The organism is Leucobacter viscericola (assembly GCF_011299575.1).
GTDB classification, from domain to species: domain Bacteria; phylum Actinomycetota; class Actinomycetes; order Actinomycetales; family Microbacteriaceae; genus Leucobacter; species Leucobacter viscericola.
Genome location: NZ_CP049863.1, coordinates 1,013,061 through 1,037,923, shown reverse-complemented (window position 1 = coordinate 1,037,923; position 24,863 = coordinate 1,013,061). Strand labels below are relative to the sequence as shown.

Below are 24,863 nucleotides of genomic sequence, written 5' to 3'. Positions count from 1 at the left end.
GCTGGAGCGATGAGCCGTGATCTCCTCGCTGGGCTGCCCGAAACGCTGCAGGATGGCAACGTGCGGCTGCAGCGGATCGACAACCGTTTTGATGCCTCCGCCCTGTTTGAAGTTCTCGGTGAAAACGTCTGGGAGCATATTCCGGGAGGCCGACCTGCAGACCCGGGTGCGCTGAAAAGCTGGATGCTGGCAAAGATCGATCGTGACCCCTCGTGCGCAACGTGGTTGGTCTTTCTCGATGGAGCGGTTGTCGGTACGACCTCACATTTCGGGGTGGCAGAGAGAGATTCCGCTCTCGAAATCGGCGCGAGCTACATGGGGCAAACAACCTGGGGGACAGGCCTGAACGCGCGGGTCAAGACGCTTATGATCAACGCCGCGCGCGTCAGTGGCGCAGAGTGGGTCTTGTTTCAGACGGACGAGCGTAACGCTCGATCAGCTCAGGCGATTCTTAAGCTTGGTGCACAACCGTGCGGCAGCCGGGTGGAGAGCATTGTTCGCAAGGACGGTTCTCGCAGAACCAGTGTGCTCTTCGAACTCAAGCTGTAGGGCCTGGGACGCTCCGACTAGTTCTGCAACAGAAGAACGCGGCCCCGCCGAGGCGAGACCGCGTTCTTTCCTGGCTGCTTAGAGCGTGTTGCCGAGCTTGAAGCCCTTTTCGCCCTCTTCGTCACGCGTGTATGAGAAGCCGTCGGCGCCGATGGTCACGGCCATCTCCGACTCGTCGGTGCGCGCCACGATCGGCTGCAGGTTGCCGTCAAGGTCGAGCACACGCGAGGCGTCGGTGTACCACGACGGCACAACCGGGTTGCCCCACCAGTCGCGGCGCTGGTTGTCGTGCACGTCCCAGGTGACAACGGGGTTGTCGGGATCGCCGGTGTAGTAATCCTGGGTGTAGATCTCGACGCGGTGGCCGTCAGGATCGCGCAGGTACAGATAGAACGCGTTCGAGACGCCGTGGCGACCCGGGCCACGCTCGATCTTGTCGGAGAGGCGAAGCGCACCCAGCTTGTCGCAGATCGCGAGAATGTTGTGCTTCTCGTGGGTCGAGAATGCAACGTGGTGCATGCGGGGGCCGTCGCCACCGGTTGCCGCCGTGTCGTGCACGGTCGGCTTTGCGCGCAGCCAGGCCGCGTAGACGGTGCCGTCCTCGTCCTGAATGTCTTCGGTGACCCGGAAGCCCAGATCTTGGTAGTGACGCACCGCGCGGGGCACGTCAGGGGTGACCTGATTAAAGTGGTCGAGACGCACGAGCGCACCCGGCGTGTAGAGGTCGTAGCGCCAGGCGAGGCGCTCAACGTGCTCGACCTCGTAGAAGAACTCGAAGGGGAAACCGAGGGGATCCTCCACGCGCACCGAATCACCGATGCCCTTAACGAAGCCCTCCTTGCGGCGCTCAACGCGGCAGCCGAGTTCCGTGTAGAACGCAACTGCCTTGTCGATGTCTTCTGGCGTGCGCACGCGGTACGAGAACACGGCAACGGCGGCAACCGGCCCCTTGCGCAGCACGAGGTTGTGGTGGATGAACTCCTCGAGCGAGCGCAGGTAGATCGCGTTCTCGTCTTCCTCCGTCACCGTGAGGCCGAGCACGTCGACGTAGAACTCGCGCGACTTGGCGAGGTCAGTGACGACGATCTCCATATAGGCGCAGCGCAGAATGTCTGGTGCTGGCACACTCGGGGTCTTGATGGGGTTGTCAGTGTTGATCGGGGCTTCTTTGGTGACGTAGAAGCCAGAGGAGGTCTTTTCACGACCTTTGAGCTCAGACATAATTCGGTCCTTCCTTGGTCCTTATTTATTACTGCACTTTTGGGGGATGGTGGTGTGGATCCTGCGACTCGCTCCGCTCGCGCAGGATGACGGGGTGGTTAGCTGCCGGCGCCGAAGCGGGGGCTGTGGGCCTCGTTGAGCGTGATCTGGATCGACTGGGCCGTCGTGTAGAAATCGACCGAGCGGTAGCCGCCCTCGCGGCCGAGGCCCGACGCCTTTACGCCGCCAAACGGGGTGCGCAGGTCGCGCACGTTGTTTGAGTTCAGCCACACCATGCCCGACTCGATGCCGTGCGCGAAGTTGTGTGCGCGCTTCAGATTCGAGGTCCAGACGTAGGCTGCGAGGCCGTACTTGGTGTCGTTTGCGAGCTTGAGTGCCTCTTCGTCGGTGTCAAAGGGGGTGATTGCGACGACGGGGCCGAAGATCTCCTCCTGGAAGATGCGTGCCTCGGGCTTCACATCGGCGAACACCGTCGGGGCGACGTAGTTGCCCTCGGGGAAGCCCTCGGGGCGGCCGCCACCGGCGACGAGGCGGCCCTCGGACTTGCCGATCTCGACGTAGCTCATGACCTTTTCGAAGTGGCTCGGGTGCACGAGTGCGCCGACCTCGGTCTTTGGATCGTTGGGCAGGCCGATCACGATGTTCTTCGCGCGCTCAGCGTAGCGGGCAACAAAGTCGTCGTAGATCGAGCGCTCGACGAGTACACGGCTGCCCGCGGTGCAGCGCTCACCGTTCAGGCTGAACACGCTGAACACGGTGGCGTCGAGTGCCTCTTCGAGATCCGCATCGGCGAAGACAACCGATGGGCTCTTGCCGCCGAGCTCAAGTGAGAGGCCCTTGAGGAAGGGTGAGGCGTTGGTCGAGATCATCGCGCCGGTCGAGCTGTCGCCCGTGAAGGAGATGAGCGGCACATCGGGATGCTTCACGAGTGCGTCACCCGCGACACCGCCCGAGCCGAGGATCAGGTTGAAGACGCCGTCGGGCACGCCTGCCTCGCGGAAGATCTCGGGCCACAGTGCTGCCGACAGGGGAGTGTAGCTCGCGGGCTTGAGCACAACGGTGTTGCCAGTCGCGAGCGCGGGAGCGAGCTTCCACGACTCCTGCATGAACGGCACGTTCCAGGGAGTAATGAGGCCCGCGACACCCTTGGGCTTGCGGTTCACGTAGTTGATCTGGCGACCGGGAACCTTGGTGACGTTGTCGTGCTCGGCGACAATGAGGTCTGCGAAGAACCGGAAGTTTTCGGCGGCGCGGCGGGCCTGGCCCTTGGCCTGGGTGATCGGCAGACCCGAGTCCCAGCTCTCGATCAGTGCGAGGCGATCGTCGCGCGACTCGACGATGTCGGCAACCTTGTGCAGAATACGTGAGCGCTCGCGGGGGAGCATCTTGGGCCACGGGCCCTCATCGAAGGCGCGCTTCGCGGCCGCCACAGCGCGGTCGACGTCGGCCTTGCTCGCGGATGCGGCTCGGGTGTAGACCTCGTTCGACACCGGTTCGATCACGTCGAACTGTGCGCCGCCCTCGGCGTCGACGAACTCGCCGTCGATGAAGAGCTGGATCTTGTCTGGCAGGTCTGCTGGCTTTTCGTAGGTCATTATTCTCTCCAGGGTTGAACTAGGGATGTGTTGAGCTAGTGCTGTGAAAGTGTGTGTTTGTGTTCGTCAGGGTGTTTAAGCCCTTCTGTGTGTGCGAGCACAGCGTCGAGCGTGGCGGTGCGATGAGCCCGCGCCGTCATCTCGATCTCGACGGGGGAGGCGCCCTGCTCGATCAGGCGCAGGATCTGCTCGTGCTCCTCAACCGATTCCTGTGCGCGGCCCGGAACAAAGCTGAAGGAGGAATTGCGCAGCACCTTCATGCGATTCCAGCCGCGGTGCACGAGATCGAGAATGTGCGGGTTCGGGCAGCTCTCGAACAGCACACTGTGAAATTCGAGGTTGAGTGCCGTGAAGCGCTGCGGATCGAACGCGCTTAGCGTCTCGCGCATGGTCTGGTTGATGGCGCGGGCGCGCTGGATCTGATCCTGCGTGATGCCGGGCGCCGCCAGTGCCGTTGCAGATCCCTCAACCAGAGCGAGTGTCTGCATCGTGTGCAGATACTCGGTCTCTTTGATCAGCGCGACCTGCGCGCCGACGTTGCGCTCGAAGGTGACGAGCTGTTCGGCCTCAAGTCGCCGGATCGCCTCGCGCACGGGCACAACCGACATGCCGAGCTCGTTTGCGATGGGAGCGAGCACCAGGCGATAACCCGGCACGTATTGCCCGCCGTCGATCCGATCCCGGATCAGGCGGTAGGCGCGCTCGGACTTTGACTCTTCGGACACGTTTTAGGCCTTGTTCTCGGTGGCCGTGTTTGCCCCGGCTGTCTCGGCTTCATACTTCGCCCGCCACTCGGCGTTCATTGGGAAGAGTCCATCAACCGCGGCTCCCTTCGCGACCTGGTCGGCAACCCAGGCGTCGGCCTTTTCTTGAGCGGCGGCCTCGGCAGCCACCTCTTCAAGCAGGAACGGAGGGATCACAATGACCCCGTCGCGGTCGCCCATGATGATGTCGCCGGGCTGCACCGCTGCGCCGCCGCACGCGATGGTGACGTCGGTCTCCCACGGCACGTGGCGGCGGCCGAGCACGCTCGGGTGCGCGCCCTGCGAGAAGACGGGAATGTCGAACTCCTGCACGGCCGCGAAGTCGCGCACGCCGCCGTCGGTCACGATGCCCGCGGCCCCGCGCACCTGGGCGCGCAGCGCGAGCACGTCGCCGACTGTGCCGGTGCCGCGCACGCCGCGCGCGTCGACCACGAGCACCTCGCCGGGGTTGACCGTGTCGAAGGCGCGCTTCTGGGCGTTGAAGCCGCCAGCGTGCTCCTTGAAGAGGTCGGGGCGGAACGGAATGAAGCGCAGGGTCTTTGCGGTGCCGAGGATCGTGTCGCCCTCGTGGTTCGGGTGCACGCCATCAATAAAGATGTCGACGTAGCCGCGCTTGCGCAGTGCGGCCGAGACGGTCGCGACCGCGACGCCCTCAAGCTGCGCGCGGATGGCGTCGGTGAGGGGTGATCCTGAACCACCGTCGTTGCCCTCGTTACCATCGAGTGGGGTCGCGCGCCCGGCCGCCACGGCCGCCGCGTGTTCTTCTTCGCTGCCCCAGGCCTCGATGCGCTGCAGATCGTCGACCTTGGGCTTCGATCCGAAGTCGCCGAAGGGAACGGTGCCCTGCGTCACCGCGGTGACGAGGTGGCCCGTTGTGGGGGAGCCCGGTGCGTTCGGGGCATCAACCTCAACCTCGACGGTGTCACCGGGAATGACGACTGATGATCCGGCCGGAGTGCCCGTGAGGATCACGTCGCCGGTCTCGAGTGTCATGTGCTGGGAGAGATCGGCGACCAGACGACCGAAGGGAAACTTGAGCGTGTCGCTCGTGTCGTCTTGCACGAGCTCGCCGTTGACCCAGGTGCGCACGCGCCAATCGCCCTCGCCGAGGCCCTCGGTCGAGATCGCTTTTGGCCCGATCGGGGTAAACCCGTCGCCGCCCTTGTTGCGCACGTTCGACCCTTTGTCGGCCGCGCGCAGGTCGTACACGCCGAAGTCGTTGGCTGCCGTGATCTGAGCGACGTGCTTCCAGCCGTCCTCGGGGGAGACGTGGCGCGCGGGGGTGCCGATGACGAGGGCAATCTCGCCCTCGAAGGCGAGCAGCTCGGTGCCCGCTGGGCGCTCGATCGTGCCGCCGGTCGCTGCGAGTGAGGAAGCCGGCTTCAAGAAGTACGACGGTTGCGCCGGGGTGCGCCCGCGCTGCTGCATGCGGGAGGGGTAATTGAGATGAACGGCAATAATCTTGCCGGGGGTGTCGATCCCAAAGGCCTGCGCCGCAGAAGTGGGTCCTGTCTCAACCAAAGCAACCTCGCAATGTCTCGCCGTGTGCGCGGGTCTCGCGCGTCGTAATATTTGTTATCGTATACGATCCTGGGGGATTTGGGAAGGGTGGGAAACCTGCCAGTAGGTTTCGCTCCGGTGACTCCGGCCAACCCGCTTCCCAGGGCGTCCCTAGCGCCCGAGAGTGTGCCTCGGGTTTGAAAGGTGGATAGTGGCTAGTAACTCGCGCGCGGCGCGGATCCCTCGCCAGCGGTGAAGCGCTCCACCAGTGCCTCCGTCTGGCGGGCAAGGATCGCGACGTCGGCGCCCACCGCGACGAACGCGGCTCCCGCCTCGATGTAGCGATCGGCATCCGCGGGCACAAACGCATTCACGCCGACGGGTTTGCCTGCCGCCTGAGCAGCAGCGATCGTGCGCAGCACGGCCTCGACCACATCGGGGTGGTTTTGCTGGCCGAGATAGCCCATCGAGGCCGCGAGGTCGGAGGGGCCGACAAAGATGGCATCCACCCCGTCAACCGCGAGGATCCGCTCGACATCTGCGACCGCAGCCGCCGACTCAATCTGCACGGTCAAGCTGATGGTCTCGTTTGCGCGGCCGAGGTAGCCATCAACCCGGTTCCAGCGGGCGGACCTGGCGAGCGCGGATCCGACACCGCGAACCCCGCCACCTGCGCCATCGGGGTAGCGCACCGCGCGCACGATCTCGGCAGCCTGTTCGGCCGAGTCGACCATGGGAATCAGCAGGTTCTGCACGCCGAGATCGAGGTACTGCTTGATCGCAACGGTGTCACCGTAGGGCGGGCGTACAACGGGAGTCGTTGCATAACCCGACATCGCGTGCAGCTGAGCGAGTACCGATTCAAGGCCGTTGGGGGAGTGCTCGGCATCGAGCAGCACCCAGTCGCAGCCGCTGCCCGCGACAATCTCCGCGGTGATCGGGCTGCCCGCACACGCCCACAGTCCGATGAGCGGGCGTTCCGCCGCCGCGAGTCGATCGCGCAGCGTGGCAGGAAGTTCTAGGCGAATCGGCATGTCACCGATCCTAAGCCGTTGTAATCGGCGTGCACCGTGTCGCCGCGCTGCACCCACATGGGCTTCGTGAATGATCCCGCGAGAATAATCTCACCGGCATCGAGGGTCTGACCGTGCTGCGCCAGTTTGTTTGCGAGCCAGGCGACACCGAGGGCGGGGTGGCCCAGGATCGCGCCGGCCACTCCGGAATCCTCGATGGTTTCGTTGCGGTAGAGCAGTGCGGAGGCCCAGGTGAGATCGGTCTCGTCAACCTTGACGGGGCGGCCGCCGACGACCATCGCACCCATCGCGGCGTTGTCGCTGATCGTGTCAACGATTGTGCGGCCCTCGAGCTCGAGGTGCGAGTTCAGCACCTCAAGCGCTGGCACCACGTAGGCGGTGGCATCGAGCACGTCGAAGATCGTGACGTTCGGGCCGGTGAGGGGCTTCGCGAGCACAAAGGCCAGCTCGACCTCGATGCGCACGTTCGAGAACCGATCAAACTCGAGCACGGATCCGGATTCGAACACCATGTCGTCGTGGATCACGCCGTAGTCGGGTTCGGAGATGCCGGTCGCGAGCTGCATGACCTTGGAGGTGAGGCCGATCTTGTGCCCTACGAGCCGTGCGCCCGCCGCGATGCGTCGATCGGACCACACCTTCTGAATGGCGTACGAATCCTCGATCACCATGTCGGGGTAGCGCGAGGTGAGCTTCGGCAAAATCGTGCGGTCACGGTCCGCCTGCACCAGTTCGTCAGCGATAGATTCGATCGTTTTCTGGTCGAGCACGTGGTCTCCAAACTCCTATGTTGTGCTCAAATCGTATACGATCCGCCGGGGTCACGCCAGGTCGCGGAACTTCGCCCCGGATGGTTTTGGAAATTTCTACTTGTTTTTATTGTCAACGTGCGTAGAATGAAAAGTGACGGTACACCGACGTGACGTCCAACCCTCTTCCCTCTAACGAAGAACATCGTTCTTCTCGGCAAGTGTTTGGAACAGCAACGGAGCCTCACCCCAACAGACGTGTCCATTGATCGAGAGAAGCAGACATGATGAAGAGAACACTGACTGGCATCGCCGCCGTCATGGTTGCCGCACTGGCCTTGACCTCTTGCTCCAGTAGCGGCTCATCCGGGGGAGATGCCGCTGCGCCGGCGGGCAACGTCCCCCTAAAGATCGGCAACTTCCTTGACATCACATCATGGGATCCCGCGCTCGCTGACATCGGATTTGACGGCCCCTACCTGTCAGCCATCTACGATCCGCTCGTGGTTGTTGACGGTGAGGGAGTGCCGCAACCGGCGCTCGCCACAAAGTGGGAGGTCTCTGACGACTTCAAAACGATCACCATGGACCTGCGCGATGACGCTGTGTTCTCCGACGGTGAGAAGTTTGATGCGGCAGCCGCCGTGAAGAGTCTCGACTACCTGAAGGCCGGGGTGCGCTCGCAGGAGGCGTATCAAAACGTCGACAGTTTTGAGGCCGTCGACACCGACACAATCGCGATTCACCTCAAAAAACGCGACGACACGATTCTCTACTTCATGGGTCTCGGCCGCAGCTACATGATGGCCCCCAAAGCCATTGACGACGGGTCGCTCGCAAAAACCCCGGTGGGATCGGGCCCCTACATCCTTGGAAAAGACACGGTGGCGGGCGCCGAATACCACTTCGACAAGGTTGCGAAGCACTGGGACTCCAAAGACTTTCCCTTTGATCCTCTCGTCATCTCGCCCCTGAGTGACCCCACCGCAATGCTCAACGGCATGGAGGGTGGTCAGTTCAACGTGATTTACGGCGACCAGACCGCCATCGACACAGCCGCGGCTAACGACTGGAACGTGAGCTCAGGCCTCTCCGCCTGGGTCGGTCTGCAGTTCACCGACCGCACGGGCGCCACAGAAATGGGCAAACCACTGGGCGACGTGAAGGTGCGACAGGCGCTCAACCACGCGTTCAACGGACCGGAGATGCTGAAAGCGATCGCGCAGAACAACGGTGCTGCCACCAATCAGGTGTTCCCCGACGGCACCACTGGCAATCTGTCGAAGTTGAATGACCTGTACAAGCCGAGCATCGAGACCGCAAAGAAGATGCTCGCCGATGCCGGCTACGCCGATGGATTCACAGTCAAGATGCCGATGGCGCCGCCGTTCCAGCCCTATCAGGCCGCGGTCGAGCAGGTGTTTGGGGAGCTCGGCATCAAAGTGACCTGGGACGAGTACCAGTTCATGGACTACATGGCCAAAGCTCCGACGTACCCGGTCTTTGTTGGCGTCATTTCAATGGACGGCAACGCGGTTGCCACGGTCGAACGTCAGATCACGGAGCCGCAGTGGTACAACCCAACCACGAGTCTCGATGCGTTCCCCGACATCAAAGCGCAGGCCGACAAGGTCTTCAGCGCTGACCCCGGTGACGCTCAGAATAAGGAAATCGAAGCGCTCAACGAGATGGTGACGAAAGAAGCGTGGTTCGACGTCTGGTACCAGTCGAACAACTCCTACGTCTCCACGAAGGAATTCACGGTGACTCCCGTTACCGGCATGATGTTCCCGACACTGCGCCACATTCACCTCGAGGGCTAGACGCCGTGCTGACTTTCACGCTCAAGCGCCTGTTGTCGGGGGTGATCCTGCTGATCGCCGTGGCAACAGCCACGTTCTTCCTCGCACACGCAGCGATTCCCGATCCGACACTTGGGTTGCTCGGCAGCGCCGCTACGCCAGAGGCTCAGGCGGCGCTGGCACAGAAGATCGGTACGGATCGACCCGTGATCGTGCAGTTTGGCGACTGGATTACGCAGCTAGTGCAGGGCAACTTCGGCGATTCCTGGCGCAACTTCCAGCCGGTTTCTGAGCAGATCGCCACGAAGCTTCCAGTCACCCTTTCCGTCGTCACCGTCGGGATCTTGATCTCGGCGGTGCTCGGCGGGGTGCTGGGAGTGGTGGCGGGGCTGCGACCAAACACGTGGATCGATCGAGTCGTGAAGGCCGGCGCTGTGGTGCTGTTTGCGCTTCCCGGGTTCTGGGTTGCGCTGGTGCTCGTGATGCTGTTTGCGGTGCAGCTGAAGTGGTTTCCCGCGGTTGGCTACACAACCCCGGAGCAATCGTTTGGCGGCTGGGTGCAGTCAATAACCCTGCCAGCCATAGCGCTGGCGGTCGGGGCGGTCGTTATGATCGCCGAACAGCTGCGCAACGCGATCATTCAGGCGGATCGCCAAGATTACGTGCGAACGCTGCGCAGCAGGGGACTGCCGCAGTGGCGGATCACCGTTCATCTGCTGCGCAACGCGGCACCTGCCTCGCTCACCGTGCTGGCACTGATGTTTGTTGGGCTGCTCTCGGGAGCCATCGTCGTCGAGCAGATATTTGCCCTCCCCGGCATCGGTGCGCTTACCCAGGGATCCTCTCAGAACGGCGACATTCCTATGCTGCTCGGCATCACTGTCATCACCGTGGTGTTTGTTGTGATCGTGAACTTCCTGCTCGATATTCTGCTCGGCTGGATCAACCCGAAGGTGCGTGTGAAATGACCGCTCCGCTGCCAAACTCAGTCACGGGTCCGGCGACTGAGGCAGTTGACGCTGCGACCGCCACGGCCGTGACCACCGTTGACGCTCGCGGGGGCGCTCGCCAATTAACCCTGAGGCGCTTCTTGAGGCGGCCCGCCGGGGCAATATCCAGCGCGGTGTTGCTGCTTATTGTGCTCGTTGCCGTGTTTGCGCCCTGGATTTCACCCTACGACCCAAACGCCGTCGACCTCTCGTTGACGAGAGCCCTGCCGAGCCCCGAACACCTGCTCGGCGGCGACACCGCTGGGCGGGATGTGCTCAGCCGACTCATCTGGGGTGCCCAAGCCACGCTGTGGGGTGCGATTGTCGCAATCGCCACGGCGGTTGTGCTGGGTGTGCCCTCCGGCCTCGCAGCTGGTTACTTTGGTGGCACAGTCGACCGAATCGGGACCTGGATCAGCGACGCGCTCCAGGCGGTCCCGGGCATGATCATTCTGCTCATCGTTGCCGCGAGCACGCGCAACGATTTCACGCTGCTCATGATTACGGTCGGTGTGTTTATGGCACCCGGATACTTCCGCCTGACCCGATCGACCGTGCTGTCGGTGCGCCACGAGGCGTACATCGACGCGGCTCGAGTCGCGGGCCTCTCCAACACGCGCATTATGTCGCGCCACGTTGTTCGCGCGGTGATTTCGCCGATAGTGATTCAGACGGCGCTCACCGCCGGTATGGCGATGGGTATGCAGGCCGGACTGCAATTCCTGGGGATCGGGGGCGGCACGACTCCCGGCTGGGGTGCCGCTATGAACGAGGGCTTCCGGGTCATGCGCACGGATCCGCTGCTGTTGCTCTGGCCCTCGGTTGCACTCGGTGTGACGATCGCAGCGCTCGCGGTGCTGGGATCCGCGCTCGCAGACGTGATCAGCGTAAAAACGATGACACTCTCACGCCGTGAGCGCCGCAGGGTTGCGGCGCAGAACGCCGCGAAGCGATCGGTTTCTCGCGAGGACACCACAACAGGATCTACGTCTATCGCAGCGGTCGACTCGGCCGTGCGACTCGAAAACCTGCGTGTGAAGTACGAGACCCCGAGCGGTGAGGTCGAGGTGGTGCACGGCATCACACTCGACGTTGCCCCTGGTGAGGTGCTCGGCATTGTGGGGGAATCAGGTTCTGGTAAATCACAGACGGTGTTCTCGATGCTCGATCTGCTGCCCAAGTCGGGCTACTACACCGCGGACGCAATTTGGATCGGCGGCGAAGACGTCACGACCCTGTCGCGCGCCGACCGCGCGCAACTGCTTGGTCACGAGATCGGCTACATTCCCCAGGAGCCGATGACAAACCTCGACCCCTCGTACACGATCGGGTTTCAGCTGATCGAACCGCTGCGGGCGGTGCACGGCATGAGCAAGAGCCGTGCGCGAGACCGTGCGCTCGCGATGCTTGAGCGGGTCGGGATCGTGGACGCCGAGCGTGTCATGAAGTCGTACCCGCACGAGCTTTCCGGCGGTATGGCGCAGCGCGTGCTGATCGCGGGAGCGATCGCGGGCAAACCATCGGTGCTCGTGGCCGACGAACCCACAACGGCGCTCGACGTCACAGTGCAGGCCGAGGTGCTCGAACTGCTCCGCGAGCTGCAGCAGGAATACCAAATGTCGCTCGTGATCGTGACGCACAACTTTGGGGTGGTTGCAGACCTGTGTGACCGCGTTGTGGTGATGCGCTCGGGATCCATCGTTGAGATTGACGACGTCGAGCCGATCTTTGCTCACGCAGAGAACTCCTACACACGCGAGCTCATAGCTGCGTCTCTCGACGGAGTTGAGAGCCGCGGTGAGCTCGATGAACTTTTTACAGAGCGATTGAACAGCGATCCCTCAGCAGTGACGGAGGTCAACGCATGACTCATTTTGAGCCCCTGTTGCGGGCCGAAAATGTGGTGGTTGAGTACGGATCTCGCCGTAACACGAAGCGCGTGTTGCATGAGGTATCGCTCGATGTCGGCGACGGCGAGTGCGTTGGCCTTGTGGGGGAGTCCGGATCGGGCAAATCCACTCTCGGCAAAGCGATTCTTGGCCTCGTGCCCGTGGCCAGTGGCAGCATCACCTTCGACGGAAGAGACATTACGCGTCTTTCGGGGAGGGCCAGGCGGCAGCTTGCGGCGGACATTCAGGTGGTGTTCCAGGATCCTTATGGATCACTGAACCCGATGATGACGATAGGCGAGATCTTGGCAGAGCCGCTGTCGGCAGCGGGAACAAGTCGCGCAGAAGCCCGCAGAACCGTTGGCGAGATGCTCGAGCGGGTCAATCTGCCGGGCAGCGTGACCGACCGCTACCCGAGTGAGTTTTCGGGGGGACAGCGGCAGCGGATCGCTATCGCCCGCGCGCTCGTGCGAAAGCCTCGGCTGATCATTTGCGACGAACCGGTGAGTGCCCTAGATCTGACGACGCAGGCGACCGTGCTCGATCTGCTCATCGAGCTGCAGCGCGACACCGGGGTTTCGTACCTCTTCGTGTCCCACGACCTCGGTGTTGTGCGTCGCATTTGCCACCGGGTTGCCGTGATGTTTCGCGGAAATCTGGTGGAAATTGGTGACGGCGAGCGGGTAACCCGAGATCCACAGCACCTGTACAGTCAACGCCTGCTCGCTGCCTCCCCGGTGGCGGATCCGGTGCTGCAGGCTGAGCGCCGCGAGGCCTGGCTCGCGCTGCGGGCGGCTGACGAGCGTTGAGGGTTTCAAAGTGAGGTAGTTGCCTGCACGAGCTGGCGCCTGGCCGGGGTAGAATACTATGATGACCTCTTCTGAGAACACCGAGCCTACTGAGGCGACTGCGCCTACCGAGGCGCCCGAGACGACTGAAACACCTGAGACGACCGAGACACCCGCTGCCGACGAGGCCGCAGTGGAACGCGAAACCGCAATTGCAGCCGAGCCTGCCGCTGAGAATGAAGCCGCTGCGAACAGCGCGCCCGCGAACGATGACTCCGCAGCTGAGATCGTTGCTGAGACTGAGACTGAAACCGTAGCTGAGGCTCCGGCAAAGAAGAAGAAGGCCCCCGCAGAGGCCACGCGCACCACATTTGATGATCTGGGGCTGAGCGAGCCGATTCTGCGTGCTGTGAAGGGCCTCGGCTACGAGACCCCCTCAGCGATTCAAGAGGCTACGATCCCGACCCTGCTTTCTGGGCGCGATGTTGTTGGCCTTGCGCAGACCGGCACGGGTAAGACCGCTGCATTTGCGCTGCCGATTCTGTCGCGCTTGGAGCCGGGTAAGGGCAAGCCGCAGGCACTCGTGCTCGCGCCGACCCGCGAGCTTGCGTTGCAGGTGTGTGAGGCGTTCGAGAGCTACGCGGCTCACCTTCCCGAGGTTCACCTGCTGCCCGTTTACGGTGGCCAGGCGTACGGTCAGCAGCTTTCTGCACTGCGTCGTGGCGTCGACATTATTGTCGGCACCCCCGGCCGCATCATGGACCACATGAAGCGTGGCTCGCTCGACCTCAGCCAGATCAAGTACCTTGTGCTTGACGAGGCCGATGAGATGCTGAAGATGGGCTTCGCAGAAGACGTGGAGACGATCCTCGCGGATACGCCCACTGAGAAGCAGGTTGCGCTGTTCTCAGCGACGATGCCGGCTCAGATTCGCCGCATCTCGCAGCAGTACCTGAACGATCCCAATGAGATCAAGATTCAGAGCAAGACCCAGACCAGCGCGACGATCACGCAGCGCTACATCGTAGTTTCGTACACGCAGAAGGTCGACGCGCTGACCCGCATCCTCGAGGTGGAGAACTTCGACGGCATCATCGTCTTCACGCGCACGCGTAACGACACCGAGCAGGTGGCCGAGAAGTTGCGCGCCCGTGGTTACTCTGCCGCAGCCATTAATGGTGACGTGCAGCAGGCCCAGCGTGAGCGCACAGTCCAGGCGTTGAAGGACGGCAAGCTCGATATCCTCGTGGCGACCGACGTTGCCGCGCGTGGCCTTGACGTCGAGCGCATCAGCCACGTCATCAATTTTGACCTGCCGATCGACACCGAGTCGTACGTGCACCGCATCGGTCGTACCGGCCGCGCTGGTCGCACGGGCGACGCGATCAGCTTTGTGACCCCGCGCGAGCGCCGCATGCTGACCTCGATCGAGAAGGCCACCAAGCAGCCCCTTACCCAGATGGCGCTTCCCGGAGTTGAAGAGGTCAACGCGACCAGGCTTTCACGCTTCGACGACGCCATCACAGCTGCACTCGATGAGACCGCGCGCATCGATCGTTTCCGCGACATCATCGCTCACTACGTGCGCAACCACGACGTGCCCGAGGCCGACGTGGCCGCAGCGCTCGCCGTGGTTTCGCAGGGTGATACGCCGCTGCTGCTCGACGAGAACGACGACCGTAAGTTCGCTCGGGATCGCGCGCAGGCCGCGAAGTTCCTCGACGGAAGTGGCGACCGCGGCCGTGACTCAGACCGTGGTGAGCGTGCACCGCGCGGTGAGCGTCGCAGTGACCTGCGTATGTACCGCATCGAGGTCGGGCACCGCCAGAAGATCAACCCCGGCCAGATCATTGGCGCTATCGCCAACGAGGGCGGGTTGACTCGCGACGACTTCGGTCGCATCCAGGTACGCGATGACTTTTCGCTCGTCGAGCTGCCCACTTCGCTCTCGCCCTCTGCGCTGTCCGCTCTTGAGCAGACTCGCATCAGCGGCAAGCTGATCGAACTGAAGCCAGACAACGGCCCCGCCCTCGCGGCAAGGGCTGGGAGCCCCGCGGAGATCGCGGGGGTGACCGCCGTGGTGGCGGTGGCTACCGCGATGACCGTGGTTCGCGCGATGGCGGCGGCTACCGCGGCGATCGTGACAACCGTGGCGGCGGTGGTGGCGGGTACCGTGGTGACCGCGACAACCGTGGCGGTGACCGCGGCGGCTACGGTGGCGCCCGCGGGGGCGACCGGGATCGCGGCGGCTATGGCAATGACCGCGGTGGCTATGGCAACGACCGTGGCGGGTACGGCGGAGGCCGTGGCGGCGACCGCGACAACCGCGGTGGTGGCTACCGTGGTGATCGCGACAACCGTGGTCCTCGCGATGGTGGCGGCAACGACCGCGGCCCGCGTAAGCCACGCTGGTAGTTTTCTGCGCTGAGGCGTTGAACCGCTCCGCACCCCTAGACATTTTGCTTCGTGTTCGCGAGGCTTGGGGTGCGGGGCGGTTCTTTTATCTGGTGACGCCCTTGAAATGAAAGAGGGCGCACATGCGTATCGGCTTCATAATTGGCAGTTTGTCGGAGAAATCGATCAACCGGCGTTTGTTCTACGGGCTGCGAGAAGTGATCGGTGAGCGGGCCGAACTTGTCGAGCTGCCCATTGGTGAACTGCCGGTTTATAACCGTGACCTTGATGATCGGTTTCCGGATTCAGCCCTTGAGTTTAAGCGTGGGCTCGGTGATATAGATGGCCTGATCATTGCCACGCCGGAGTACAACCGATCGATGCCCGCGGCGCTCAAAAACGCACTCGAGTGGGGATCTCGCCCTGGCGGCCAGAACGCCTTTCCCGGAATCCCCGTGGGAATTATCGGCGCATCGAGCGGCAGGCTCGGCACCGCACTCTCCCAACACCAACTGCGCGAGGTGCTCGCTTACCTCGACATGCCCACCCTGGGGCAGCCCGAGTTCTATTACACATTTGATGCTGCCGACTTTGATCCAGAAACGGGAGCAGTCGGCAACGCAACACTTTACCGACGCCTGGGCGACTGGGCGACCGCGTTTTTTGACCACGTCGAGAAGAACGCCCGAGAGACGGAGCGGCCATGACAACCCCAATTCCCGAGGATATTCGCGCCTACCAAAACGGGCTAGACCCCGAGGCCCGTGTGATCTGTGACCTGCTCCTGGACGTCATCGAGCGCGAGTTGGCCGATGCGGATCGCAAGGTGTGGCACGCTCACCATGTCTGGTTTTTCGACGGCAACCCCGTGGTCGGCTACTCGCGGCTGAAAGCCTCGGTGCAGTTGCTGTTCTGGAGTGGGCAGGCGTTCGACGAACCCGGGCTCGCTGTTGAAGGGAGCTTCCAGGCCGCGCAGGCCAGGTACACGGACCCGGCGCAGGTCGACGTTGCTGCCCTGGCTCGCTGGCTGTCAAAGGCCCGCGATCTTCAGTGGAACTACCGCGACATCCGCCGCAACCAGGGCCTCGTGCCGTTGCGCGGGCTGCCGGGTGCTCCTGCCGAGCCTGCATGACGCACGAGCGCCCAGGCAATCGACGAGCGGCCCCCTTGCAAACGCGTTGGAAAAGGGTGCACTCGTCGGTAAGCGGTGCACTCGTCGGTAGGCGGCGCACTCGTGCCTAAGTGATCGATCCCTGGAGCACTTCTCAAGGAAGTCTGCCAAGAAAGGTTGCGATTTCCTTACCAAACTCCTTCGTTGGTTTGCCTGGTACTTCGATCCTGAACGCACGCAGCCGTCTTGCAAATACCGCTGCTGTCGTGACGTCCTTCGCTCCCCAATGAATTCCACGCATGTTTGTGGTGCCCACAATCCAATCGTGTCGAAGCTTTTCTTTGTGAACTACCTCTGCTGCACTCTCGCCGTTGAGCATCTCTGCATCGAAGTACTTCACCTTTCCGTCACACTCGCCGAATGCGTTGAAGTCAGGAAGCTTGAAATCTACGTGTAGCGTTCCGCCGTTCTCGGAAGGGACGGGTACCTGGAGTTCAACCCGAATTCCCAGTTGGTGCATGCGTAGTCGGCTCACGCTTTCCAGGGGTGACTCTGCACCCGGATTCGCGAGGATGGCGAGTTTACGCACTATTGCCATGCCACGTTGCCGAGGGCGGTCGTGTGTATAAGCGATGAGCTGAGTGCGCCACTCGTGCCAGGCTGCCTCGTCAATAACTCTGTTGGTACTAAAAAGCTGGTTGAGTAGCGAGTCGGTGCACGCGAGTGCGATTCCGAAGGGCTCCGTTCGCGCAAGGTCGATGATTGTTCGAACTGGTGAGGTGCACATGAACCCTGCAATGCTGCCGACCTCCTCGGGGTCGAGATCACTGCGGTGGATACTCAAAAAACCACCGACCGTTCCGTGCCTCGCGGATTTGGTGAGCGCCACGATTCTGGGGTCTGAGGCGGGCTTATGGAAGATGCGCTCCATCCATGGTGACCACACCGGCAGGCCGTGCAGCGTCGCGGCTGAGCGATGGGAAAACACTGGTGTGGTCTCCGCAGCACCTCGGACTGCGATCATGGCAAGCAGATGCTGATCTGCCATTGAGGGCGAAGTCCAAGCCTCTTTGCCGGTGTACCAACTGCGACGCAACCGTATGAGTTCGCCAGTTTTTACGTGGTGTGCGATATTTCGTTCGGTGAGCCCAGACCGCAACAATTCTTGCGTGCGCACAAGGCTGCGTTCGAGACCAGCGACCTGGGTGCGAGTGACGGGTTTGGCTTGTCGCATGACACCAGCGTTGCCGATTTGAAGCCTGGGCGTGACTGACTCAGGACATCTGTGGATAATTCACCCCTGTGAGCTAATCGACGGTGGTGAGTGTCGATCAGGCCTCTGCGCACGAGCGCCCAGGTAACCGACGAGCGGCCCCCTTGCCAACGCGTCGGAAAAGGGGCCGCTCGTCGGTTACCTGGGCGCTCGACGGAGCCGGGGTCGGGGCCGGCCGAGACCGGGCGGGATCAGGCGGGATCGGGCAGGGCCACCCCAGCCCGGAGCCGAGCGCGACTACCCGCTAATGACGTGGGGCTCGGCCACGGCCTTCAGGCCCTCGACGCCAAACTCCCGACCGTAGCCCGACTGCTTCGCCCCGCCGAACGGGATCATCGGGTGCAGGCCACCGTGTGAGTTGATCCAGGTGGTCCCGGCCTGCAGGCGAGCTGCCACCTCAAGAGCCTTCGCGCGATCCGACGACCACACCGACGAGCCAAGGCCGACCTCAAGCGCGTTCGCCTGGCGCACCGCCTCGTCGATGTCGGTGTAACGGATAATCGGCAGTGCGGGTCCAAACTGTTCCTCAAGCACGAGCTCGTTCTGCGGGTCGATATCTGCGATCAGGGTCGTCGGGTAGAAGTTGCCGACGGCAGTGCGGTCAGGATCGCCGCCGAGCACAACGCGCGCTCCCGATGCCTTCGCGGCCTCAACGAGTCGATCGACCACGTCGAACTGGGCGCGGTTCTGCAGCGGCCCGAGCACGTTCTGCTCCTCGAGCCCAACACCCATGGGAACCTTCGCGGCGACGTCGGCGAGTGCGGCAACGACCTCGTCGTAGACGGAATCGTGCACGTAGAGGCGCTTGAGCGCGGCACAGGTCTGGCCGGTATTGATGAACGCGCCCCAGAACAGGTCTTCTGCAATGGCCTTCGGATCCACATCGGGCAGCACGATCCCGGCGTCGTTGCCGCCGAGCTCAAGCGTGAGGCGCGTGACGTTGTTCGCGGATGCCTCGATAATGCGCTTGCCGACCGGGGTCGAGCCGGTGAACATGATCTTGTTGATCTTCGGACTGCGGGTCAGCGCGTCGCCGACCGTGCTGCCGGGGCCCGGCACGACGTTCAAGACGCCCTCGGGCAGTACCTGGTTCATGACGGCGATGAGCGCCACGACGGAAAGAGTGGTCGTCTCGGCCGGCTTCATGACGACGGTGTTGCCCATGCGAAGCGCGGGGGCGATCTGCCAGATGGAGATCATCATCGGCCAGTTCCAGGGCGAGATCGCCCCGACGACACCCAGCGGACGGTAGTGCATCTCCGCGTAGCCGGAGTCGTCGTCAACGAGCACCTCGACGGGCAGGGGAGTGTCGGCGGGGGTGCGTGTCCACACAACACAACCGCCAACCTCGAAGCGAGCGTTCGGCCCGTTCAGGGGCTTGCCCTGCTCGCGCGAGAGCAGTTCAGCGAGCGCCTCGGCAGAAGCCTCGATCGCGTCGGCGGCCTTGTGTAGGTACCCGCGTCGCTCGTCATCGCTGAGCGCGGCCCAAGACACCTGCGCCGCGACGGCCTTGTCGATGGTCGCTTCGAGAGCGGCGACATCTTGAACGGGCGCGGTGCCAATGAGTTCACCGGTTGCGGGATCAAACACCTCGCGGGTTTCGCCACTGGTTGGCGTAATTGCTGCGAGCAGGCTTTCGTAGGTATTCATAGGTCCTCCACTTCGAGTTATAGATCCACCCTATGCCGCGCCCATAACAATGGCTTGACTCGTGCGGAAGCTCGATTGACGATTCGAGCACACTCACGATTCGTCGCGTGCGCGGCGCCGCACGACCACAAGTCCCAGCGCCGCGGCGAGTATCGCACCCGCCGTGATGCTGGCCGCCATTGTGAGTGCAGAGGTGCCCGCAAGAGCGGATACCACCGGCGCCGCCACGGCTCCCGCGGTGAACATTGCCATGCCCAACAGCGCCGACGCGGTCCCAGCCCGCGCTCCGTGACTACCCAGCGCGAGGGTCGTGCCGTTGGGGCCTCCGAGGCCTGCGGCCCCGAGATACAGGGCCAGCAACACGATCACCACGAGACCGGGCGCTCCGAGCAGGGTCGCTCCGAGCAGACCAACCGCGGTCACGGCTCCCGCGACCTGCCCGGTCAAGTACATGCGCAGTGTGCCGAGGCGGGCAACCCAGAGTCGACTCACCTGCGCACCCCCGAGTTGCGCCAGCGCGTTAAACGCGAAGACCAGGCTGAAGAGCTGGGGTGTGAGCCCAAATTCTCCCTGCAGCACAAAACTCGACATCGACAGGTACGAGAAGAAGGCGACGCCGCTGAGGCAGGCCGCGATCATGAGTGCTACGAACAGGGGATCCCGCATCACGACGGCAATCTGACCGCCCGTTGTGCGAAGCACCCCGCCCGAGTGCCGCCCCTCAACGAGGGTCTCCCGGAGCCCGAATTGCGCAACCAACACCAGCACCACACCCACACCCGCGAGCACAAGAAAGATACCGCGCCAGTCCATCACTCGCGCCAACTGCCCGCCTATCACCGGCGCGATGATGGGCGTGAGTGACGTGACGAGCGCGAGGAGCGACAGCATCCGCGACAGTTCGATTCCGTGGAACAGATCCCGCGCCACGGCCATGCTGATAACAACACCCGCGGACCCGGCGAGCCCCTGCAGCAGACGCGCGATCAGCAGCACCTCAATCGTCGGGGCAAAGGCGCACACTGCCGAGAGCACCGCAAACAGCACCACACCGGTCACGAGTGGGGGCTTGCGCCCGAATCGATCGGAGAGCGGCCCGGCAATGAGCTGCCCGATCCCGAGCCCGATCATGCACACCGACATCGTTGCCTGGGCCAGCGCGTCCGAGGTGTCGAGGGTGCGCGCGAGCTGCGGTAGCTGTGGCATGTAGAGGTCCATCGAGAGCGGGCCAAATGCCTCCAGTGCGCCGAGCACGAGGGTGATGCGGAGTAGACCCATCGGCCTGCCTCCGGAGGGCGGGCGGCTGGCTGGCCCGGATCCACCGCGCCTCATGGGGTGAGGATCCGTCGCCACCAGCTGTCGCGCGCCTCTAGCGCTGCCCGAGAAACGACCGCGTCGGGGGAGAAACCGCTGAAGCCGTGATAGCCCCCGGACCAGACGTGCAATTCTGCCTCGCCTCCCGCGGCCCAGATGCGGCTGGCGTAGACAATGGTCTCCTCGCGAAACACCTCGGCGGCGCCGACCTCCAGAAAAGCGGCTGGTAGCCCGGAGAGATTCGAGGCCCGGGAGGGAGCCTGGTGCGGGTGCACACGGTCAGTGCCGCGGATTGAACCCAGCGCTGCATTCCACCCGGTGTCGTTGTTGTTCCGGTCCCACGCGCCCAGGCCGTCGTATTGCCAGCTCGATACCGATGAGTTTCGATCATCGATCATCGGGGCATTCAAGAGCTGACCGGCAAGGTGCGGCCCGCCCCGATCCCGCGACATCAGCGAGACCGCGGCCGCGAGCCCACCCCCGGCTGATGCCCCCGAGACCACTAGCCGTGCCGGATCGATGCCCAGCTCTGCGGCGTGCTCTGCCATCCAGCTCAGTGCCGCGTAGCAGTCCTCTGCCGCCGCGGGAGCCGGGTGCTCGGGGGCCAGTCGATACTCGACCGCAACGCCGATGACGCCGTAGCGCTCGGCGAGATCGATCAGTTCCGACGTCGCAAAGAAGCGCGTGCCGAGCACGTAACCACCACCGTGAATCCCGAGTACGGCGGGCTTCGGCGACGTAGCGGGGGTGCGCGAAGACGAGGGCGTAATGATGGTCACGGCGACATCGGGTGCACCCTCAGGCCCGGGGATCACGCGGTCTGACCAGCTCACCGCGCGCCCCTCGGTCTGTGCTTCGATCGAGGGAATGATCGTCTCAAAGTGGGCGCGGTTTTTGAGGATGGTGTGGGCGCGCAGCGGGATCTGCTCCACGAGGCCAATGAAGGCCTCCAAACCCGCAACGAGTTCGGGATCGTACGGGACCGGAGCCGGGCTGGTGGCGGGTTTAGCCGCGCGATAGCGGGTCCGCGACGAGGGATCCTCATGCATCGCCGACTCCCAACAGGATCCGGCGAAGCCATGAATCACGCGAGGCCAGCGCCGCGCGGGCAATCTCGCTCTCGGGGGCGTAGATGTCGAAGCCGTGGCAGCCGCCCGACCACACGTGCAGTTCGGCCTCGCCGCCCGTTGCCCAGAGACGGTTCGCGTAGTCGATGTCTTCATCGCGGAACATCTCGGCGGCTCCCACCTCGATAAACGCGGGTGGCAGACCTGCGAGGTCAGCGGCCCGTGACGGCGCCGCGTAGGCGGGGGCGTCGCTCGAATAAGCCAGCCGCTCTCCGAGCACACACTGCCAGGCGAGCAGGTTCGCGTCGCGCTGCCAGGTGCCGATGCCGTCGTACTGCTGCGACGCCACGGTTGTGTTGGTGTTGTCGAGCATCGGGCAGAGCAGCAGCTGCCCTGCAATCGCCGGGCCACCGAGGTCGCGCGCCATCAACGAAACGGCCGCCGCGAAACCACCGCCCGCGCTCCCGCCCATCACCACGAGTCGGTCGGGATCGCCGCCCAGCTCCGTTGCGTGGGCAGCAACCCAGCTCGTCGCGGCGTAGTTGTCTTCGACTCCCGCCGGAAACGGATGCTCTGGCGCAAGGCGATACTCAACGTTCACGCCGATGACGCCGTGCCTGGCGACTAGATCGATGACGCGACTGTGCTCCCAGCTTCTGTGGCCAACGATCATGCCGCCGCCGTGAAAGTTCACGAGGAGCGGTAGTGGACCCGGGTTCGGATCCCGCGGACGAAACACGGTGATTTCGAGGTCGGGAGCCCCGGCCGGGCCGGGAATGATCCGCTCCTCGGCGACGACGGAGGTGCCAGCGGTTGCCGCTGCGCTGTCGGGAAAACCCGGGCCACCGCTGCGCGCCAACTGCAGTGATTCAATGGTCAGTGGCGGCGAAACAGGCACGAGGCCGAGCGCAACGGTTACTTCGGGGTCGAACGGGACTGGTGTGATGCTCATGTTCATGGTCCTTCCGGGTTGACGAGGTCGCGATCGGCCCAGAACGGCTCGACGCGGGCCCTGATGGTGTCGGCTCCGATCCGATCGAGCAGCTCCAGGCTCGCGAGATTCGACTCCAGCTGCGCAACGCTCGACGCGCCAAAGAGGGTGTTGGCCGTGGCTGGATGGGTGAGCGTGAACGCGATCGCCAGCTGCGCCGGTGTGCCGCCCAGTTGCTCTGCCAGCGCCACAAAACCGGGCACGTCGTCGATGATGCGCTGCCGGATCCCGCCCGGGTCTCGCCCCACCTCACGCCCTGTGCTGACCTTACCCGCGAGATACCCACCCTCAAGCACGTCCGAGGCCTGCATTGAAAGCCCCCGCTGCCACAGCGCCGCAAACGGTTCACCGTCGGGAATCGAGCGCCGCGACACGCTGTACTTCAGCTGCGCGATCTCGGGCGCCGCGACCCCCTCGGCAGCGGCGATGTCGAGCAAGGCCGCGATGTTCGAGGCCGACCAGTTGTTGACGCCCCAGGCGCGAATGAGACCGGCACTCCGCAGCTCAGCGAGATTCAACACAATGTCGCGTAGGGCGACGTCATCCCGGCGGAGATCACCGAGAATCACGAGATCCGCGTGTGCACAGCCAATCCGAAACAGTGCCCGTTCAAGCTGCGGCCTGAACCCCGCGTCGTGATCCCACCCCTCCAACCACAGCTTTTCCGACAGCAGGTAGTCGCTTCGCCGTATGCCCGCGGCCCGCACAATGGCGGAGAACAACACGTCGGTGAATGCGGGCGGCCCCTCGGGTACCCCGTAAACGCCTACGTCGAAGAGATTGATGCCGCGCTCGACGGCGGTGCGCACGAGAGCGACGGCGTCTTCAAAGTGCATGCGATCGTAAACGTGCCAGGATCCGAGTGCGAAGACCGAGGCTTCGAGCGCGCTCTGGCCAATGCGGCGGCGGGGAACGGTGGCGGTGTGCATGGTTGTCCTTCCGATGATGGGGTTGGATGACGGTCTCGACGGGTTAGAGGCGCGAAGTGAGCCGCGGATCAATGACGGCCTTCACCTCACCGAGCCGGTGCATGTTCGCGATGCGATCGCTCGCCTGCTCAATGCCGCAGGGCTCCGAGAACAGCTCGTCCCAGGGAAAGCGCTCCGCGAAGACTCGAAAGAACTCGATTGAGCGGTAGTAGTCGGAAACGTCACCGTTGAGAGATCCGACGACCGTGAGTTCCTTGCCCATGATCGCAGACAGGGGGATCGGCTCACCCGTTGGCCCCGTCGAGCCGACGATCGTGATGGTTCCGCGCTGGGCAGCCATCGCGACTGCCTCGGGTCCGACGCTGGGCGCGCCCGCGAAGTCGAGCACGAGATCGGCACCGCGGTTGTCGGTGATCTGGGCAACTCGGGCGATGGTCGCCTCGGAGCCGTCCGCGATATCAACCGTGTGGGTCGCCCCAAACTGTTCCGCGAGCGCGAGGCGTGAGGGGGGTGCGCCGACGGTAATCACGTTGCCCGCGCCCGAAATGCTGGCGACTGCCGTGGCGAACAGCCCGAGGGCCCCGGAACCCTGCACCACAACGGTGGATCCGGCGCGAACCCCGCCTGCGCGGTCGAAGGCGCGCAGCACGGTTTTTGCCGCGCACCCGGCGGCCGAGGCCCAGGTGTCTTTCACCTCGTCGGGGAGACGCAGTTTCTGGGCGCCCGGGGTCACGTACGCGTACTCCGAGAGGCCCGCGGTGGCGAACGGAGCGCGATCAGAGCGCTGCAGAAAGCCGTAGCCGCGCTTGGTGCACGCGACGGGTTGGCGCAGCACCGTGCAGCCGAAGCACTCGCCGCACACCGACTCAGACCAGCCGATGCGATCGCCCAATCGAATTGGATCGCCGAGTGCATCGTTGGCACCGTCTCCGACGGCGATCACCTCACCCACCATCTCGTGGCCGAGCACCATCGGCAGCATGCCGGGGAAGGTCATCTTGCCCTCCCAGATCTCAATGTCGGTGCCGCACAGGGTGGTGCAGGTGATGCGCACGAGCACGGCTCCCGGCTCGACTGTTTGGGGGAGGGGGAGCTGCTGGAGTTCAAGGGCCTCACCGTGCTCGGTGAGTACGGCAGCGAGGGAAGAGGTAGGGATCGTCATTGAGGTTCCGTTCCTGGTCGATCCGGCTTGGCGTCGTTGCGTGGTGCCGGGATATGCTTTTATTCTACATACGTTGACCGAAAACGGAAGTG

General features: G+C 63.7%; 21 protein-coding genes. 8 read left to right on the top strand and 13 right to left on the bottom strand.

All coding sequences use genetic code 11. From position 1 onward, the window contains the following. Positions 1-9 precede the first annotated feature (9 nt). On the top strand, positions 10-549 hold the full coding sequence (locus G7068_RS04860; RefSeq protein ID WP_166289697.1) for a GNAT family N-acetyltransferase: 540 nt from the start codon (positions 10-12) through the stop codon (positions 547-549). 78 nt (positions 550-627) lie between these two features. Here G7068_RS04860 and hpaD read toward each other — a convergent pair whose 3' ends face one another. The 6 genes from hpaD to G7068_RS04830 all read right to left on the bottom strand — a co-directional run bounded on the left by hpaD (position 628) and on the right by G7068_RS04830 (position 7,433). Continuing rightward, on the bottom strand, positions 628-1,770 hold the full coding sequence (gene hpaD, locus G7068_RS04855) for a 3,4-dihydroxyphenylacetate 2,3-dioxygenase (RefSeq protein WP_166289694.1): 1,143 nt from the start codon (positions 1,768-1,770) through the stop codon (positions 628-630). A 98-nt stretch (positions 1,771-1,868) separates the two neighbouring features. Continuing rightward, the gene (gene hpaE, locus G7068_RS04850; protein WP_166289691.1) at positions 1,869-3,365 is read right to left on the bottom strand and encodes a 5-carboxymethyl-2-hydroxymuconate semialdehyde dehydrogenase; all 1,497 of its coding nucleotides are present in this window, start codon (positions 3,363-3,365) and stop codon (positions 1,869-1,871) included. Between the two features lie 35 nt (positions 3,366-3,400). Next, complete coding sequence (locus tag G7068_RS04845; protein ID WP_166289688.1) at positions 3,401-4,090, bottom strand: GntR family transcriptional regulator; 690 nt, start codon at positions 4,088-4,090, stop codon at positions 3,401-3,403. Between the two features lie 3 nt (positions 4,091-4,093). Beyond that, positions 4,094-5,557 carry a fumarylacetoacetate hydrolase family protein gene (locus G7068_RS04840; protein ID WP_244304800.1) on the bottom strand — a complete coding sequence of 488 codons (1,464 nt, stop codon included), beginning with the start codon at positions 5,555-5,557 and terminating at the stop codon, positions 4,094-4,096. Positions 5,558-5,844: 287 nt separating this feature from the next. Next, positions 5,845-6,663 (bottom strand): HpcH/HpaI aldolase family protein, encoded by an 819-nt coding sequence (locus G7068_RS04835; RefSeq protein ID WP_166289685.1) that lies wholly within the window; start codon positions 6,661-6,663, stop codon positions 5,845-5,847. Next, on the bottom strand, positions 6,648-7,433 hold the full coding sequence (locus G7068_RS04830; protein ID WP_166289682.1) for a fumarylacetoacetate hydrolase family protein: 786 nt from the start codon (positions 7,431-7,433) through the stop codon (positions 6,648-6,650). The genes G7068_RS04835 and G7068_RS04830 overlap by 16 nt, the downstream gene beginning before the upstream one ends. Before the next feature lie 263 nt (positions 7,434-7,696). Between G7068_RS04830 and G7068_RS04825 the strand changes: the two genes are divergently transcribed. The 7 genes from G7068_RS04825 to G7068_RS04795 all read left to right on the top strand — a co-directional run bounded on the left by G7068_RS04825 (position 7,697) and on the right by G7068_RS04795 (position 16,406). Continuing rightward, on the top strand, positions 7,697-9,235 hold the full coding sequence (locus G7068_RS04825; RefSeq protein ID WP_166289679.1) for an ABC transporter substrate-binding protein: 1,539 nt from the start codon (positions 7,697-7,699) through the stop codon (positions 9,233-9,235). A gap of 5 nt (positions 9,236-9,240) precedes the next feature. After that, a complete protein-coding gene (locus G7068_RS04820) occupies positions 9,241-10,182 on the top strand; it encodes an ABC transporter permease (protein ID WP_166289676.1) in 942 nt (313 codons plus the stop codon). Further along, the gene (locus G7068_RS04815; RefSeq protein WP_166289673.1) at positions 10,179-12,071 is read left to right on the top strand and encodes a dipeptide/oligopeptide/nickel ABC transporter permease/ATP-binding protein; all 1,893 of its coding nucleotides are present in this window, start codon (positions 10,179-10,181) and stop codon (positions 12,069-12,071) included. Before G7068_RS04820 ends, G7068_RS04815 begins: the two co-directional genes overlap by 4 nt. Next, the gene (locus tag G7068_RS04810; RefSeq protein ID WP_166289670.1) at positions 12,068-12,901 is read left to right on the top strand and encodes an ABC transporter ATP-binding protein; all 834 of its coding nucleotides are present in this window, start codon (positions 12,068-12,070) and stop codon (positions 12,899-12,901) included. Before G7068_RS04815 ends, G7068_RS04810 begins: the two co-directional genes overlap by 4 nt. A 61-nt stretch (positions 12,902-12,962) precedes the next feature. After that, positions 12,963-15,308 carry a DEAD/DEAH box helicase gene (locus G7068_RS04805; RefSeq protein WP_205881349.1) on the top strand — a complete coding sequence of 782 codons (2,346 nt, stop codon included), beginning with the start codon at positions 12,963-12,965 and terminating at the stop codon, positions 15,306-15,308. A 109-nt stretch (positions 15,309-15,417) separates the two neighbouring features. After that, a complete protein-coding gene (locus G7068_RS04800) occupies positions 15,418-15,981 on the top strand; it encodes an NADPH-dependent FMN reductase (protein ID WP_166289667.1) in 564 nt (187 codons plus the stop codon). Further along, the gene (locus tag G7068_RS04795) at positions 15,978-16,406 is read left to right on the top strand and encodes a DUF1801 domain-containing protein (protein ID WP_205881348.1); all 429 of its coding nucleotides are present in this window, start codon (positions 15,978-15,980) and stop codon (positions 16,404-16,406) included. Before G7068_RS04800 ends, G7068_RS04795 begins: the two co-directional genes overlap by 4 nt. A 133-nt stretch (positions 16,407-16,539) precedes the next feature. On the opposite strand, the gene G7068_RS04790 is transcribed toward G7068_RS04795, so the two are convergent. The 7 genes from G7068_RS04790 to G7068_RS04760 all read right to left on the bottom strand — a co-directional run bounded on the left by G7068_RS04790 (position 16,540) and on the right by G7068_RS04760 (position 24,771). After that, complete coding sequence (locus tag G7068_RS04790; protein WP_166289664.1) at positions 16,540-17,619, bottom strand: type IV toxin-antitoxin system AbiEi family antitoxin domain-containing protein; 1,080 nt, start codon at positions 17,617-17,619, stop codon at positions 16,540-16,542. A 276-nt stretch (positions 17,620-17,895) separates the two neighbouring features. Beyond that, entirely contained in the window at positions 17,896-19,308 is a 1,413-nt protein-coding gene (locus G7068_RS04785) for an aldehyde dehydrogenase family protein (protein ID WP_166289661.1), read from the bottom strand. A gap of 93 nt (positions 19,309-19,401) precedes the next feature. Next, positions 19,402-20,640 carry a multidrug effflux MFS transporter gene (locus G7068_RS04780; RefSeq protein WP_244304679.1) on the bottom strand — a complete coding sequence of 413 codons (1,239 nt, stop codon included), beginning with the start codon at positions 20,638-20,640 and terminating at the stop codon, positions 19,402-19,404. Beyond that, entirely contained in the window at positions 20,637-21,671 is a 1,035-nt protein-coding gene (locus tag G7068_RS04775; protein WP_166289658.1) for an alpha/beta hydrolase, read from the bottom strand. Before G7068_RS04775 ends, G7068_RS04780 begins: the two co-directional genes overlap by 4 nt. Further along, positions 21,664-22,641: an alpha/beta hydrolase gene (locus G7068_RS04770; RefSeq protein ID WP_166289655.1), complete on the bottom strand. Its 978-nt coding sequence runs from the start codon at positions 22,639-22,641 to the stop codon at positions 21,664-21,666. Before G7068_RS04770 ends, G7068_RS04775 begins: the two co-directional genes overlap by 8 nt. 2 nt (positions 22,642-22,643) lie before the next feature. Further along, positions 22,644-23,609 carry an aldo/keto reductase gene (locus tag G7068_RS04765; RefSeq protein ID WP_166289652.1) on the bottom strand — a complete coding sequence of 322 codons (966 nt, stop codon included), beginning with the start codon at positions 23,607-23,609 and terminating at the stop codon, positions 22,644-22,646. Positions 23,610-23,652: 43 nt separating this feature from the next. Further along, positions 23,653-24,771, bottom strand: a complete 1,119-nt coding sequence (locus G7068_RS04760; protein ID WP_205881347.1) for a zinc-binding dehydrogenase — start codon at positions 24,769-24,771, stop codon at positions 23,653-23,655. Positions 24,772-24,863 lie beyond the last annotated feature (92 nt).

Excerpts from the sequence above, each read along its gene's own strand:
- G7068_RS04840 (WP_244304800.1), bottom strand. The coding sequence starts at position 5,557 with ATGCAGCAGCGCGGGCGCACCCCGGCGCAACCGTCGTACTTCTTGAAG.
- G7068_RS04770 (WP_166289655.1), bottom strand. The coding sequence starts at position 22,641 with ATGAGCATCACACCAGTCCCGTTCGACCCCGAAGTAACCGTTGCGCTC.
- G7068_RS04765 (WP_166289652.1), bottom strand. The coding sequence starts at position 23,609 with ATGCACACCGCCACCGTTCCCCGCCGCCGCATTGGCCAGAGCGCGCTC.
- G7068_RS04760 (WP_205881347.1), bottom strand. The coding sequence starts at position 24,771 with ATGACGATCCCTACCTCTTCCCTCGCTGCCGTACTCACCGAGCACGGT.
- G7068_RS04835 (WP_166289685.1), bottom strand. The coding sequence starts at position 6,663 with ATGCCGATTCGCCTAGAACTTCCTGCCACGCTGCGCGATCGACTCGCG.
- G7068_RS04780 (WP_244304679.1), bottom strand. The coding sequence starts at position 20,640 with ATGAGGCGCGGTGGATCCGGGCCAGCCAGCCGCCCGCCCTCCGGAGGC.
- G7068_RS04800 (WP_166289667.1), top strand. The coding sequence starts at position 15,418 with ATGCGTATCGGCTTCATAATTGGCAGTTTGTCGGAGAAATCGATCAAC.
- G7068_RS04795 (WP_205881348.1), top strand. The coding sequence starts at position 15,978 with ATGACAACCCCAATTCCCGAGGATATTCGCGCCTACCAAAACGGGCTA.
- G7068_RS04785 (WP_166289661.1), bottom strand. The coding sequence starts at position 19,308 with ATGAATACCTACGAAAGCCTGCTCGCAGCAATTACGCCAACCAGTGGC.
- hpaE (WP_166289691.1), bottom strand. The coding sequence starts at position 3,365 with ATGACCTACGAAAAGCCAGCAGACCTGCCAGACAAGATCCAGCTCTTC.
- G7068_RS04815 (WP_166289673.1), top strand. The coding sequence starts at position 10,179 with ATGACCGCTCCGCTGCCAAACTCAGTCACGGGTCCGGCGACTGAGGCA.
- hpaD (WP_166289694.1), bottom strand. The coding sequence starts at position 1,770 with ATGTCTGAGCTCAAAGGTCGTGAAAAGACCTCCTCTGGCTTCTACGTC.
- G7068_RS04825 (WP_166289679.1), top strand. The coding sequence starts at position 7,697 with ATGATGAAGAGAACACTGACTGGCATCGCCGCCGTCATGGTTGCCGCA.
- G7068_RS04775 (WP_166289658.1), bottom strand. The coding sequence starts at position 21,671 with ATGCATGAGGATCCCTCGTCGCGGACCCGCTATCGCGCGGCTAAACCC.
- G7068_RS04810 (WP_166289670.1), top strand. The coding sequence starts at position 12,068 with ATGACTCATTTTGAGCCCCTGTTGCGGGCCGAAAATGTGGTGGTTGAG.
- G7068_RS04790 (WP_166289664.1), bottom strand. The coding sequence starts at position 17,619 with ATGCGACAAGCCAAACCCGTCACTCGCACCCAGGTCGCTGGTCTCGAA.
- G7068_RS04805 (WP_205881349.1), top strand. The coding sequence starts at position 12,963 with ATGACCTCTTCTGAGAACACCGAGCCTACTGAGGCGACTGCGCCTACC.
- G7068_RS04860 (WP_166289697.1), top strand. The coding sequence starts at position 10 with ATGAGCCGTGATCTCCTCGCTGGGCTGCCCGAAACGCTGCAGGATGGC.